This is a genomic window from Spirochaeta cellobiosiphila DSM 17781, from assembly GCF_000426705.1.
GTDB classification, from domain to species: Bacteria; Spirochaetota; Spirochaetia; order DSM-17781; family DSM-17781; genus Spirochaeta_E; species Spirochaeta_E cellobiosiphila.
Genome location: NZ_KE384554.1, coordinates 614,267 through 627,763, shown reverse-complemented (window position 1 = coordinate 627,763; position 13,497 = coordinate 614,267). Strand labels below are relative to the sequence as shown.

16 protein-coding genes are annotated in these 13,497 nt (G+C 39.4%); 14 read left to right on the top strand and 2 right to left on the bottom strand.

The window, feature by feature from the left end; translation table 11 throughout:
- Nucleotides 1-37 precede the first annotated feature (37 nt).
- The 13 genes from folP to K345_RS0109685 all read left to right on the top strand — a co-directional run bounded on the left by folP (nucleotide 38) and on the right by K345_RS0109685 (nucleotide 10,114).
- A complete protein-coding gene (gene folP, locus K345_RS0109745; protein ID WP_028973991.1) occupies nucleotides 38-880 on the top strand; it encodes a dihydropteroate synthase in 843 nt (280 codons plus the stop codon).
- Complete coding sequence (gene cdaA, locus K345_RS0109740) at nucleotides 880-1,668, top strand: diadenylate cyclase CdaA (protein WP_037571967.1); 789 nt, start codon at nucleotides 880-882, stop codon at nucleotides 1,666-1,668. Before folP ends, cdaA begins: the two co-directional genes overlap by 1 nt.
- Nucleotides 1,658-2,593, top strand: coding sequence for a CdaR family protein (locus tag K345_RS0109735; RefSeq protein ID WP_053228196.1), 936 nt, complete (start codon nucleotides 1,658-1,660; stop codon nucleotides 2,591-2,593). Before cdaA ends, K345_RS0109735 begins: the two co-directional genes overlap by 11 nt.
- The gene (locus K345_RS0109730; RefSeq protein WP_028973988.1) at nucleotides 2,590-2,961 is read left to right on the top strand and encodes a holo-ACP synthase; all 372 of its coding nucleotides are present in this window, start codon (nucleotides 2,590-2,592) and stop codon (nucleotides 2,959-2,961) included. The genes K345_RS0109735 and K345_RS0109730 overlap by 4 nt, the downstream gene beginning before the upstream one ends.
- 1 nt (nucleotide 2,962) lies before the next feature.
- The gene (locus K345_RS0109725) at nucleotides 2,963-3,820 is read left to right on the top strand and encodes a DUF2225 domain-containing protein (RefSeq protein WP_028973987.1); all 858 of its coding nucleotides are present in this window, start codon (nucleotides 2,963-2,965) and stop codon (nucleotides 3,818-3,820) included.
- Complete coding sequence (truA, locus tag K345_RS0109720) at nucleotides 3,810-4,574, top strand: tRNA pseudouridine(38-40) synthase TruA (RefSeq protein ID WP_028973986.1); 765 nt, start codon at nucleotides 3,810-3,812, stop codon at nucleotides 4,572-4,574. The genes K345_RS0109725 and truA overlap by 11 nt, the downstream gene beginning before the upstream one ends.
- The gene (locus K345_RS0109715) at nucleotides 4,555-5,172 is read left to right on the top strand and encodes a uracil-DNA glycosylase family protein (RefSeq protein WP_028973985.1); all 618 of its coding nucleotides are present in this window, start codon (nucleotides 4,555-4,557) and stop codon (nucleotides 5,170-5,172) included. The genes truA and K345_RS0109715 overlap by 20 nt, the downstream gene beginning before the upstream one ends.
- Nucleotides 5,165-7,117 (top strand): replication restart helicase PriA, encoded by a 1,953-nt coding sequence (gene priA, locus K345_RS0109710; RefSeq protein ID WP_028973984.1) that lies wholly within the window; start codon nucleotides 5,165-5,167, stop codon nucleotides 7,115-7,117. Before K345_RS0109715 ends, priA begins: the two co-directional genes overlap by 8 nt.
- A gap of 174 nt (nucleotides 7,118-7,291) precedes the next feature.
- Complete coding sequence (locus K345_RS23660) at nucleotides 7,292-7,417, top strand: hypothetical protein (protein ID WP_281169314.1); 126 nt, start codon at nucleotides 7,292-7,294, stop codon at nucleotides 7,415-7,417.
- A 98-nt stretch (nucleotides 7,418-7,515) separates the two neighbouring features.
- Complete coding sequence (locus tag K345_RS0109700; RefSeq protein WP_028973983.1) at nucleotides 7,516-7,902, top strand: hypothetical protein; 387 nt, start codon at nucleotides 7,516-7,518, stop codon at nucleotides 7,900-7,902.
- 263 nt (nucleotides 7,903-8,165) lie between these two features.
- Nucleotides 8,166-8,486 carry a hypothetical protein gene (locus K345_RS0109695; RefSeq protein WP_028973982.1) on the top strand — a complete coding sequence of 107 codons (321 nt, stop codon included), beginning with the start codon at nucleotides 8,166-8,168 and terminating at the stop codon, nucleotides 8,484-8,486.
- An 840-nt stretch (nucleotides 8,487-9,326) separates the two neighbouring features.
- Complete coding sequence (locus K345_RS20570) at nucleotides 9,327-9,698, top strand: hypothetical protein (protein ID WP_037571716.1); 372 nt, start codon at nucleotides 9,327-9,329, stop codon at nucleotides 9,696-9,698.
- Between the two features lie 170 nt (nucleotides 9,699-9,868).
- Nucleotides 9,869-10,114: a hypothetical protein gene (locus K345_RS0109685; protein ID WP_156888364.1), complete on the top strand. Its 246-nt coding sequence runs from the start codon at nucleotides 9,869-9,871 to the stop codon at nucleotides 10,112-10,114.
- 405 nt (nucleotides 10,115-10,519) lie between these two features.
- On the opposite strand, the gene K345_RS20565 is transcribed toward K345_RS0109685, so the two are convergent.
- Nucleotides 10,520-11,944 carry a pectinesterase family protein gene (locus K345_RS20565; protein WP_211227874.1) on the bottom strand — a complete coding sequence of 475 codons (1,425 nt, stop codon included), beginning with the start codon at nucleotides 11,942-11,944 and terminating at the stop codon, nucleotides 10,520-10,522.
- A gap of 11 nt (nucleotides 11,945-11,955) precedes the next feature.
- Nucleotides 11,956-12,570, bottom strand: a complete 615-nt coding sequence (locus K345_RS0109675; RefSeq protein WP_028973979.1) for an SET domain-containing protein-lysine N-methyltransferase — start codon at nucleotides 12,568-12,570, stop codon at nucleotides 11,956-11,958.
- Nucleotides 12,571-12,648: 78 nt separating this feature from the next.
- On the opposite strand from K345_RS0109675, the gene flgF reads away from it, so the two are divergent.
- A complete protein-coding gene (gene flgF / locus K345_RS0109670; RefSeq protein WP_028973978.1) occupies nucleotides 12,649-13,497 on the top strand; it encodes a flagellar basal-body rod protein FlgF in 849 nt (282 codons plus the stop codon).

The window sequence follows — 13,497 nt, the reverse complement described above, 5'->3', positions numbered from 1 at the left end:
GATTTTCCCATTAGAATGAAGGAAAAGGAGCTACATTTTGCACTTACCCCGGGGAAGGACTCTCCCTATTCACGATAAAACAATTATCATGGGAATCATTAACTGTACGCCTGATTCTTTTTTTAGTGGAAGTAGACAGGTGACTATTGAAGCAGCCCTTGGTACGGCAATGGAGATGATTGCTGATGGGGCTGATGTATTGGACCTTGGAGGGGAATCTTCCCGTCCCGGTGCTGAGTATGTAGAGGCTCAGGAAGAGATGGACCGCCTTGTCCCTGTGATTGAAGAGATTCGTAAACACACGGATATTCCCCTATCTGTTGATACACGTAAAGCTAGTGTTGCGGAAGCCTGTTTTGAAGCTGGTGCTGATATTCTTAATGACATTAGTGCTCTGGAAGATGACGAAGCCTTGATTCCTTTATTAAACAAAGGGGATTGGCCTGTCATTCTTATGCATAAAAGGGGTGTTCCCAAGGATATGCAAAAGGCTCCCACTTATGTTGATCCTGTTGGGGATATTATCATATACCTACAAAGTAGAGTGGAATATGCAATCAGCCATAATATTACCAAAGATAGAATTATTCTGGATCCGGGAATCGGGTTTGGCAAAAGATTACAGGATAACCTCAGTATATTGAAATCCATTAATAGATTCCATGAACTAGGATTGCCTTTACTGATAGGAGCCTCCCGTAAGTCCTTTATTGGTACAATATTGGAAAACGAACCGGAGGATCGTCTGTATGGTTCTCTAGGGGCTCATGCCTGGTCCGTAGCCCAAGGAGCACAAATTGTTCGTGTTCATGATGTGAAAGCTACTTCGGAAATGATAAGGATTATTGATGAAATAAAAGGAGTGGAAACTCCTAAGTGATAGATCTACTGAATACCTTCCTGTTTAGAGAGATTATTCGGCCTATTCTTGATATTGCTCTCTTAAGCTTTTTGTTGTACCGCGGTTATCGGCTATTAGTACAAACGAGAGCTATTCAGCTTATTAAAGGCTTGGTCCTCGTTCTTCTACTCTATGGTTTTGCTAATGTCTTTAAATTGGAAACTGTAAGCTGGTTACTGGAGATTATCGCACCGGGTGTGGTCATTGCCGCAGCTATTGTTTTCCAACCGGAACTGAGGAAAATCTTTACTCAGTTGGGACAGGGAGATTGGTTTAAGTTTCAGAACAGACCTAAACAATCCCAGTTAGAATCCATCTTGACTGCTGCAGAAATGTTATCAGGTGTCCGTAGGGGAGCTTTGATTACTTTTGTCCGGAAGGTGGGTCTTAAAAACATCATCGACAGGGGGACTCCCTTAAATGCGGATATAACTTCCAGTTTACTTATGACTATCTTCCAGTTTGATACAGCCCTTCACGACGGAGCTGTTATCATTCAAGGCAAGAAGATTCTCTCCGGGGGGTGCTTTTTCCCTTTGAGTGAGCAATCAGATGTTCGTAAAAGTTTTGGAACCAGACATAGGGCGGCTCTGGGCTTAGCTGAAGAATCTGATGCTGTTATTTTGGTCGTGTCTGAAGAATCTGGTGCTATTTCCTTAGCTTATGATTCGAATCTATACTATGATTTATCTATTGATGAAATCCGAACCCGGCTCAAGGAATTGTTAAACTTCCGTTTGACGGCTGAGGAGGCGGATGTTGAATAAACTTCTTAACAATTGGCCTGCCAAAGTACTATGCTTTGTTGGTGCGGTAGTCTTATTTTTCTTTCATAAGATAGATAACCTGGAAGAGACATACTTTAGTGTTCCTTTGGAAGTAATATTACCAGAAGGTTTTATTCCCGCTTCTGAGTATTCCCATCGTGTGAAAATAAACCTCAAAGGACAGGGGGATACGGTCTATTCTATCCTGGAAGAAGATATTAGAGCTTATGTAGATCTATCCAATCGGACTCAAGACGGTCGTTATAAAGCATCCGTTGAGATAGAGAAAAAGGGTACTGCTTTAGGAGTGGATCCGTTAGAGGTACGAGTGGAACCCTCTCAGATCACATTAAAATTAGAAAAAGAGTATAGGAAAAGTATAGAAGTTTTTCCTTCTATCAGTGGCTATCCTGCTCAGGGTTTTAAGCTGGATCATTATTATATGTCCCCTTCCTCTGTTGATGTAGTAGGGCCTATGAGTATGGTTAATTCTCTCAGAGCCATCACAACGGAAGAAGTTGATATCTCAGGTCGGGAGGAGGACTTCACCCAACGTGTCCGTTTGGTCAAAGATAATGACTTCCTGGAATATCCTGGAGGAAATGTTGTAGAGTTTCAGGGAATCATTAAACAAGCAAGTATCCTTAAAACTGTAGATAATCTGCAAATAGGGCTGAACGACTTAGCTGCTGATCTGCAAGTGGTAGGTTCCTTACCTGAGGGAAGAGTTCAGGTTAAAGGTTTGCAACGTGAGCTAGAATCTTATAAAAGCTATGAGTATGGACTGACTATTGATTGTTCAGATATAACAGAACCGGGAACTTATACGAAAAAGATTGAAACTTATATTCCAGAAGGACTCCTTCTGTTAGAGTATTCCCCTAAGGTAATGACACTCGAAATAAAATCCAAGGAGACACCATGATATTAGGAGTGGGCATTGATGTTGTTCATATTAGCCGTTTGACGAGATGGCGGAATACCAAAGGTTTGATGGAACGCTTTTTCCATGAAGAAGAGCTGGAGGCTGCCATTAAAAGAGGGTCTGGTATGGAAACCTCCCTGGCTGCCCGTTTTGCGGCTAAAGAAGCCTTTGGTAAAGCTCTAGGTACAGGTTTAAATGGTATTACCTTAAAAGATATAAAAGTTAAGAATAACCATAATGGAAAACCGGAAATTCACTTATATGGTACAGCCCTGCGGGCCTATGAGAAGACAGGAGGCAATGCTCTTCATTTAAGTCTGACACATGAAAAGGATAACGCTGTAGCCATTGTCATTATAGAGGAATAATTTGGCTGGAAAAAACAAACTAACCTTTTTAGGTAAGAATAAAATAAAGTGTCCTGTGTGTTTGGAACACTTTCAAAAGGAAGAGCTTTTGACTGGGGGAGGGCGTATGATTGCCGGCCCTTTAACAGATGAGCTTCGTAGAGAATATGAGCCAAGTAAAAAGTATGGAGAGGTCTTTCCTCTCGTTTATTCTGTAATGGTTTGTCCACATTGTTTCTATGCTGCCTATCCTCAGGACTTTCCTAACGTCCCTGAAAGTAGTTTGGATAATATAAAGAATGATCATATTTTACGGGCCAATACGATGAAGAAATTGATCCCTGACTTGAACTTTGAAAACAATCGACGTTTGCAAGAAGGGGTCGCCAGTTATCATTTGGCTTCCATGTGCTATGAGTTACTCCCGAAAGATTTTAGTCCTACCTTTAAAATGGCCATGTCTGTTTTGAGAGCTGCCTGGTTAAGCACGAATCTTCATAAAAAATATCCAGGAGAAAACTGGGATTATATGAGAGAGATTTACTATCATAAAGCTAACTTCCTTTATTCCCTGGTATTAGAGAAAGAGGTCTCAGGAGCAGAATCTTTAGGTGGGGTAACTAATTTTGGTCCCTGTTCAGATAAGAATTTTGGTTATGATGGGGTTCTTTACTTATCTGGGCTACTGGAATACAAGTTTGGTGGACAAGGGGATAGGCAGAGACGTTTGGCCAGTCTTCAATCTGCCAGACAATCTATTAGTCGGATTGTCGGTTTAGGTAAGTCCAGTAAGTCAAAGCCTTCGGATATTCTGGAAATGGCCAGGGATCTTCACAAGTCCATTGGTAGTCTTCTTAAGGAATTAGAAGATGGCGAATAATATTCGCCTGGATATTGCCTACGACGGGACAGATTATCAAGGTTGGCAAGTTCAAGCAAAAGGCGGCAGAACTGTACAGGGGGAGCTTGAAAAGGCTCTTGAAAAGATTCATAAGCATCCCATTAAGTTGATTGGCTCCGGTCGAACAGATTCGGGAGTTCATGCTTCTCATCAGGTTGCCAATTTTCAGACAGACCTTGTAAACATGGAGCCATCACGATTCATGTTAGCTCTAAACTCCCTGCTTCCCAGAGATATTCGCATTAAATCATCCTCATTGACTCATCCAGATTTCCATAGTCGGTACGATGCTGTGAAAAGGATCTATTACTATTATATAAAAAGCTCCTGGTCCTCAAGTCCCTTTGATGATCGTTATTGTTATACCGTAAGGGATGAATTGGATATCCATCTTCTAAATAAGATGTGTCGTCATTTAGTGGGATTTCATGATTATACAACCTTTACAAACCCAAAGGATATGAGTAAAACAAGAACACGCCACATCTATTCTGCTGTGTTTTTTCCTGAAGGATCGTATACAGTTTTCAAAATAGCAGGGAATGCCTTCTTGTGGCGAATGGTCAGAAGTATTGTAGGAACTCTATTGGAATGTTATCGTCAGGGGGGTGAACAAAGCTTTGTTGATAGATTCCATGCGAAGGATAGATCCGCTACAGGAGTGACCGCTCCCGCAAGAGGATTGTTTTTACATAAGGTGTATTACAAGGAGGATGAGTATTTCCCACTCTGAAGAAATCTGGAACAATATTAATCTACTCGAGGATTTGCTATATAATGGCGGTTTTAAAAGAAACCATGGTGAATTTATTCCCGATAATGAAATTTATGTTCCTGCTGTACAAGAAGAATATAAAGAAGAGATCTCTAGTGAAGCCAATGTTGAACTTAATATACCTTCCTATGGAGTGACTCAACCTACTGTTCTCATCACTGTAGACTCAGGTTTGAATACAGATGGGTTGTATGAGGGGGATATACGTTCCTTTATGGGTAAATGGTTTGATGGAATACAATTAGACTGGCAGGCTGTTTGCTCTTATATTCAGATACCTGTTAATTATCCCACAGATCCAGAATCTCGAAAAGTTGTTATTACAGAGATAAAGAAGTACAATCCTAAAGCTATATTGTGTTTTGGACAGAATCCAGCTTCCTACTTATTAGGGACAAAGGTGTCTCTTGAAGTGTTACGTGGGCAAGTGTATCGAGTCGAGAATTATCCTCTCCTTCCTACCTATGCGCCTCCTCTAGTCTATAAGGATCCCCAATTAAAGCGACCTGTATGGGAAGATCTAAAAAGATTAAGAGGACTCATTGATTATGCCTAATTACATTAGGGTCATTTTTAATACTCCCTTACATAATGAGTTTACCTATCTTCCTCCTGATAAGGATGAAGGTATCACTGTCGGAATGAGGATTGAAGCTCCCTTTGGTAAGCTAAAAAAGATTGGCATTATCATTGGTGTTGATCAGGAATTCCACGGGGAGTATGAATTAAAGCAAATTATTAGACTCATTGATAAGCAACCCTTATTAACGGAAGATCTTATTAGTTTGGGTCAATGGGTATCCTCTTTTTATTATTGTTCCCTGGGAGAAGCCTTATTTATGATGCTTCCTTCGGGTAAAAGAGAAAAAAGTCTACCTGCTTTGTTTGAGGAAGAAATCGCTCCTCCCAAAGTCATCCACTTAAGTGAGGAACAGCAACAAGCTTTGGATGCCATCATTACTGGTGATAAGGACTGGCTTTACCTCTATGGTATCACTGGTTCCGGGAAGACAGAGGTCTTTCTCAGGGCGGCAGAGTACATGATCGGACATGATAAAGGCGTTATTTATCTTGTTCCTGAAATAGCCCTGTCACAACAGTTATCTGAACACCTAAGACAGCGCTTTAAGGGGCAATTAGCTATCCTTCATAGTCGTCTTACACCCAGTCAGAAGCTAACCGAATGGAATCGTATCCTCAGTGGGGAAGCTAAGATTGTTGTAGGGGCACGGTCTGCTATCTTTGCTCCCATGCCTCAATTGGGATTGATCATCATTGATGAAGAACACGAAGGTTCTTATAAAGCGGGTTCAACGCCCAGGTATCATGCAAGGCAAGTCGCTTTTTTACGTTCCAAGAATCATAATGCTAAGCTTGTTATGGGCTCGGCAACCCCCTCTGTAGAAGCGTATAAATTGATGCAGGATAAGAGGATAGAGCGACTTAATTTAACAAAACGTTTGGCTGGCGGTCATATGCCTGAGCTGAATGTGGTAGATCTTCGATTGTCTAAAGACCTTATCACAAAGGATTTATATTCTGCTATCGATAATGCCCTGAAGGAAGGGCGTCAGGCTTTGCTATTCTTGAATCGCCGTGGTTTTACCTATACCTTTCATTGTAATAGTTGTGGTGAGGAAATCACTTGCAAGCATTGCTCTGTTCCTTTAACTTATCACAAAAGTAAAAAGGCCTTAGTCTGCCATTACTGTGGTTATCAGGAGCCCATTAGAAATGTCTGTCCCTCCTGTGGAAGCCTGGATATAGGCTATCATGGTTTTGGAACGGAGCATGTGGAGGAAGAAGTACAAAAACTATTCCCCAATCATATCGTTGAACGTTTAGATACAGATTCGGTTCAAAAGAAGGGTGTTCTTGAGAAGGCCATCAAAGATTTTCAGGAAGGCCGGATACATATTCTCATTGGAACACAGATGGTGGCCAAAGGTTTAAACTTTCCCGGAGTACAGGTGGTGGGAATCCTCATGGCTGATTCGGGATTGGGATTACCGGATTTTCGTGCTAGTGAGAGAACCTTTAGCCTTTTAACACAAGTTGCCGGCCGGGCAGGGCGCTTCACTCCAGATGGCAAAGTATATATCCAGACCTTACGTCCTGATGCGCCTTCTATACGGTTATCTTCCAAGATGAAAATCACGCAATTCTACAATGATGAATTGAATATGAGGAAGATTTTGGATTTTCCTCCTTATACAAGATTAATAAAACTAACTTTTCGTTCTAAAAATAAGAATAAAGCTGGGGAGGATGCCAAAGCCTGTCTGCAGGATTTGATGTTTCTTGAGTCTGATAAAACAGAGATTCTTGGTCCTGCTGAAGCTCCTTTATTTCAGATTGCTCAGAACTATCGTTATCAATTGCTCATCAAAACTAAGGATTTTAATCAAGTCCACCATCAATTAGCCCTTTATGTCAAAGAGGTGAATCCTTCCAGCAGTGTGTATCGGGAGATCGATATTGATCCTATACAGATGATGTAGAATACATATTAATGATTAAGCAGGAAAACATAATGTTTTAGAATTACATATGAATTTATAAATCAACTTACTGCTACGATAACGTACAATCAAGTCCGCAATTTAAATGATTGAAAGAAGCCATCGAATTCTCCAATATGGTAATGCACTACTAAAACCAAAGGAGAAAATACGATGGCCAAGAGTAATAATAATGAGAGCTTGGAAAAAATGTTACTACAGTTTATTGGAGAACCAGACCTCAATCAAAGTTTATCGAAGTATTTATTTGGGATAGGCATGTTATATCTATCAGAATAGATATAACATGAAAATTTACAAAATAAGACTTAACATTGGGTAGGTTAGTGTTGAGCTTACTAAGCTATATTAGTTAATAACAAAGGAGAACCTTAGTAATGAAAAGAAGTTTGTCTCAAGAGAATAATAAATTAAGACCAATTAGCTTGCTAAAAAGAGGGTTTTTCGTTTTACTTCTTCCAATGTTTTTAATAGGTAGTTTGTTTACACTGTTTTTTCCAACATTTCATGATATACCAGAAGACCTCCCTCAAATTAAGACTGAAACAGTTCGTATTTTAAATGATGTTGGTTTTAATATAACGACAGATTTGAAATTGAAGAGTCACAGCAAGGATATGTTTACGAAAAATCCAGAAGGGGAAACAAAGTTTCTTTCTGATGGCACTAAAATAGCAGTTAAATGGAAATTAAATGACTCTAAGATAGTTGTAACTGAGATCAAAAATGTCTCTCAAAAAGAGATATTATATACAACACAATAGGTTAAACAATGAATGAAAGAAATTGACTTAGAGTTGAAAAATATAAGAGGAGGCCGGAAATCCCTAGCGCACGATAATAAGCGTAATAGGAGTATTTATGAGCTATCGAAAAATGACATTTGACAATCAGAAGAACCTAAAGCAGGTTTTGGTTTTAAAGTAGAGTTTGTACCCGGTGTTGGCGGTAAAATTGATATTGGTTATGATGGGAAAGATACAAAACAAGTTGAAGGTCCAAAAGAATAATAAGGAGGAGAATAGTAATGAACTTCATTTTATTACTTATATTTTTAGTTAGTTTCATTATTGCGATTATTATTAGTAAAATTCTTAATCGAATAAAGGATAAAGTTGGTACAAATATCAAATATCATTCAAATCAAAATGGTAAATATGAGTTTGTATTAGAGAATAACGAGCGAATTGAAGTATCAAGACGATTAGGGAAATTATATAATACGTTATTCATTTCCGTATTCGTATTTTTTTTTATCGCAATGTTAGCTATGGTGGCTTTATTTATATCAGGTTTAGTAATACCTAGCATAAAGAATATTATATCTAGCGTACTATCAATGTTGTAATAAGAAGTGTTACTGTTAAATGTTTAAAAAGATGTGTTTCAGAAAATATAAAAAAGATTATAAGTAAGTTCCAGTAGGCGTTTGGTTTGTTAATAACTGGGACTAAAATTAGACTTTGCAAGTACGAACTAAGACTGTAATGTTTCCCTGCTTTTTGGACCATTATGCTACTAATTTTTTCCGATATACCATGATAACGTACAATCAAGTTCGCAATTTAAATAATTGAAAGAAGCCATCGATTTCTCCACTATGGTAATACACAACTAAAACCAAAGGGGAATTTCGATGGCCAAGATTAATATTAATGAGAGCTTAAAAAAAAACTACTAAAGTTTAGTGGAGGACCAGACCCCATTCAAAGTTTATCGAAGTTATTATTGGGAAAGTGTCCTGAAGCTCTGGCCTGGCTAAAATCAGGAATAGAAGATTCTCGACAATTTTATGAACTCTCAGGAATAGATAGGTAGAAAGATAAGACCTAGAACACGTGTTGTTAGTATATTTCCTAGCACAGAATCCTATATTCGATTAGCAAACTATTATTTTATTGAATGCACTGAAGACTAGGCTACAGGGAAAAGATACATAAGTGACAAAGCCCTAATTGAGTAGAAATTAAAATTACGAGAGGCTGTCTGATAGAATGATTCTATGGTTTGAACAATAGAAATTGAGAACACGTCTGTACACTATCAAAAACAATATTGCTTCTATGATTGGCTAAAGTTGAATCCCTTCAAATCTATCTATCATGCCCAAGAACTTGCAATAAGATGGATGTGGATATACAATAATGTAATACTTCATAAGTCATTGGGGTCATTACGAGAGGTTCGAGTGAGCTGGATTAATGTAGTAACAGAAAGGCATAAAATAAAAAACGACGTTGATCACTTTATTTCAAATTTGAGCACGTACAAAAATGCCTCTCGTGATGAGATACTTAATATCGACTATACATTGTTAGTCTCTGCTGTCATTGCATATGGAGAAAATATACCAGCACAATTACTTAATTTTTTTACCGATACTTACAAAAGAGCTCTGTTATCAAACTATAAACTTGTTTTTGGAAATCCGGTCTTTCTTCAGTCTATTCTACCGATAACTATTCTTGAAACTGTTTCAGGCAATGACCAGAATATCTTATGGAAAGATATTTTAAACTATAAACCTGATTCTGAAGTTGTGATCCAGACTATGATATAATTCAATTTGACACAGAAAATCCGGAAACATGGCCTGATATTGATGCCATTGAAATGCATAATGATGAGTTAATTATATATCATTGGTGCACCTTCAAACACAACTGGCCGACTATTTCTTTATATAGCAATCTTTACACACCAGACCCTCAGAAACAAGATCCTTATTTTTTGAAGGTAACACATAATGCATTTGCTTCATGGGAGTATAAAGAGAATTCACTCCAGCTTGTTAAATCCCATGTGTCTGTAAAGACATGGGATTTGATAAATGACTTATTAGAAAAGGAGAGATGCAGACATGTTGCCGTATATGCGAAAGGATTTAATATTATTAATCTCCTTGAAGAGGAGCTTGAAGAAATACGCTCCTATTATAACATAAAAATGACTGCACAGGAGATGATAAAGATATAACGATAATTTCCTAAGGGGCAACTGTCTAAATCCCTCAACCCCAATTGACAGTGACAGAATTCCAGCCTGTCACCCGGATAATTTTAGCCTGTCACCCGGACAATTTTAGCCTGTCACCCGGACAATTTTAGCCTGTCACCCGGACAATTTTAGCCTGTCACCCGGACAATTTTAGCCTGTCACCTGGCCCCATCCTCAATTGACAATGACAGAATTCTTCAACTGTCAAATTCCTCCACTGTCAATTGACAAATTCTTATGGGCACAACTGTGAGTGCTTAAAACAAACTCTTACTCACCAAATATCTTCCCTTATTATTAGGAAGCAACAAGAACTGGATTCTGAACAAAATATAAGTGGTCAATGTTTTATTGTTGCATTGGGAATCTTGATAATGATAAATTCTATTCCCAACCCAACACAAATTCAGGATTGCTATACTTCTCAATAAGCTCCTTATCCTTCCCTTCATCCAGTTGACGGGAGTAGTGCATACGTTCACTTGTATCTATTAGATTTCCCTGTGGATCTTTGCTCTTGTATTCCCAAAGATGGACATGGGAGGTTTCTCCATCGAAAATCCCCCAACCCTTGGGATCAATTTGATCCAGGGTACAATTCAGGAGGACAACTTCTGCATAGGGATAGGAGACAGGCTTTTTATTATAAGGAGCTCTGGCTATAACCGCATATTCTTTTCGTCTCGCCGTGAAACGGCAATTCACAAAGACATTCCCATGATTATCCTTGGGATTACGGGGCCAGATAAAAGGACCTGTTGATATGATGTGGCTATCTTTTATAAAAGTCGCCCCTCTGGTAAGGATGGTATCCCCATCTCCTTCCAGGTGAATATTTTCCATATAGACACTACCATTAGCCTGTAAGGCGTCACCTGAACCAATGATGGTACAGTTCTTGACTGTGATATGTTCTCCATTAAGAAGGAGGGCTTCTGCCTGTCCTTTAAGTAGAGTTTGTATGGTCAGATTTTCTATGTGGATGTGATGACAATGATCTACACTAAAGGTTGCTCTACGGGAGGGAAAGGTACCTTTCTTTTCATTGGTCTTAACCATCCAGGGATGGGGGTTGAAGACTTCGTTATTAGCGTATTGGATGATGGTCTTCTCCCTCTCTTCTCCCTTGATGTTAATATTTGCTTTATTACGGAAGTAGACGATCTCATCATACTCAGCTTTTTTTATTTCGATATTAACTTCTTGAGGGTGTTCATCAGGGATGAAGTCCAGGGCTCCCTGGAGGGTGTCAAAGTCACCTTGACCTGATCCATCTACGATTAACCGACCCTTAGTCAAATCAGGGAAATCTTTTTTGGTAGTAAAGGTCCAGCTGATATCTCCTTCCTCTTCAAAGCCAAGAATAGAGGCTTCTATAGATACTTCATAGGTTTTGTTATATTCGAGTAGATTATGATGAAGAGTGATAATGGCTGTTTTACCCTTAATGATCACGGGATGGAAATGGAAGCCATCTGTAAAACCACCTATAATGGACAGCTGGTATTCCTTATCCCCTCCGGCATTTTTGGCAGAGGAAGTCCCAGGTTCTGTGTCTTTATTAGAAGCCTGGTGCTTCCGCCGATAATCATAGGATGTTTTCAGGTAATCAGCTTCAGGATTATTACGTCCAACCTTGGGACCGGGAGGTAGGGATATATCAAGACGATCTATTATGGTGTTCGTCTCTGTATCCTTTATAATAATGTGTCCTCTCTGGCCTAAAACCAATTCCCTATCCGATTCTACCTTAAGATGGGCATCGGGATTAACATTATTTGATTGAGGCTCTGGGTATAAATTCAGCACGTACATTCCTCCTAGATGATGAGTGTTCGATATTTACTAGACCAATAATCATCTCCATAATCCACAAAGAACTCCTGTCCTTTAGGAATATCCTGATTGGCTAGAAAGAGTAGCTGCCACACTCCCTTATAGAGAGTATGTTCCACATCGCAGTTGGGGGTAAAGCTATGATTCACAAAGCGCAGTTCATTTCCTTTATGGAGGGCGTTGATTTCCATTTCAGGATAGCCCTCCAGTTGGTCCGGGTAATCCCAGGCGTAATCTGTGGTGAACTTGCTTTTCTCTTTATTGAGAGCCACCTCTGCTAAAGCTTCTTGAACCACCCCTGTGTAAACTCCCAAAAGATCCCCATTTCTCATGTCTTTTTCACAGAACAGACCATACCCCATTCCATCAGGATTGGCCTGAATACTGCAAGGAGCCACATAGCCTTCGTCTATAAGATCTCCATAACGAAGGACAGCGTCCTGAAAATCCTCTTTATACTTTTGGTAATAAGGACTCTCTTCCCAGGGCATCAAATGATAATCGGGATAATTAATAATAACTTCATTGATATAATCTAAACCTAGATTGTAGAAAAAACTTATTTTTTCCTCCAGGCTTTGATACTTCTTATGTTTCATCCCCCGAGTATAATTCTTTGTTCCTTTTTCGTTAAGGTTTTTTTTGAAGAGACGATAATCAGTTATAAGGGAGGACTTATGGTTCGAGGTATATACACAGGAGCTAGCGGAATGGTAGCTCAAATGCACCGGATGGATACAATATCAAACAACCTGGCTAACGTAGATACTACAGGGTACAAAATGGATGAATCTGTGCACAAAGCTTTTCCCCAGATGTTGATGCGACGTGTCAATGATAATGGGCTTTACAAATTCCCTTTAGGAAGCTTTGATACGGCCCCTGTTGTAGGTATGCTAGGAACTGGTGTCGAACAGAATGAGTCCTATACTATCTTTTCCCAGGGGTCCCTTAAACAAACGGAGAATCCCTTCGATCTGTCCCTAGAGGACAAGGGTTTTTTCTCCATACAAACCCCAAGAGGGGAGCGATATACCCGTAATGGTTCTTTTGTTTTAGGTAAAGAAGGATTATTACTAACCAAGGAAGGTTATCCTGTTCTTGGTGAAAATGGTCCTATCAGTATTAAAGCCAATAACTTCGTCGTTGATAAGAAGGGTAGGATTTGGGAAAACAAAACCTATGCGGATAATGCCAATAGACTTGTCTCTATGGAAGAAAATGACTGGGATGATACAGGATTGGTGGACACACTCAAGATTGTAGACTTTGCCCAGACCCGTTACCTGCGTAAACAAGGAAGTTCCCTTTGGGCAGAGTCGGAAAACTCCGGGGAACCGGAAACTTTTTCCTTTCAGGATAGACCTGGTGTTCAACAGGGTTTTATTGAAGCGGCTAATGTGAACCCCGTGACGGAAATGGTTCAGATGATTGAAGTTAACCGGGCGTATGAAGCTAACCAAAAGGTAATCCAATCGGAAGATTCCATGACAAACAAACTGATTAACGAAGCCGTTAGGTTATAG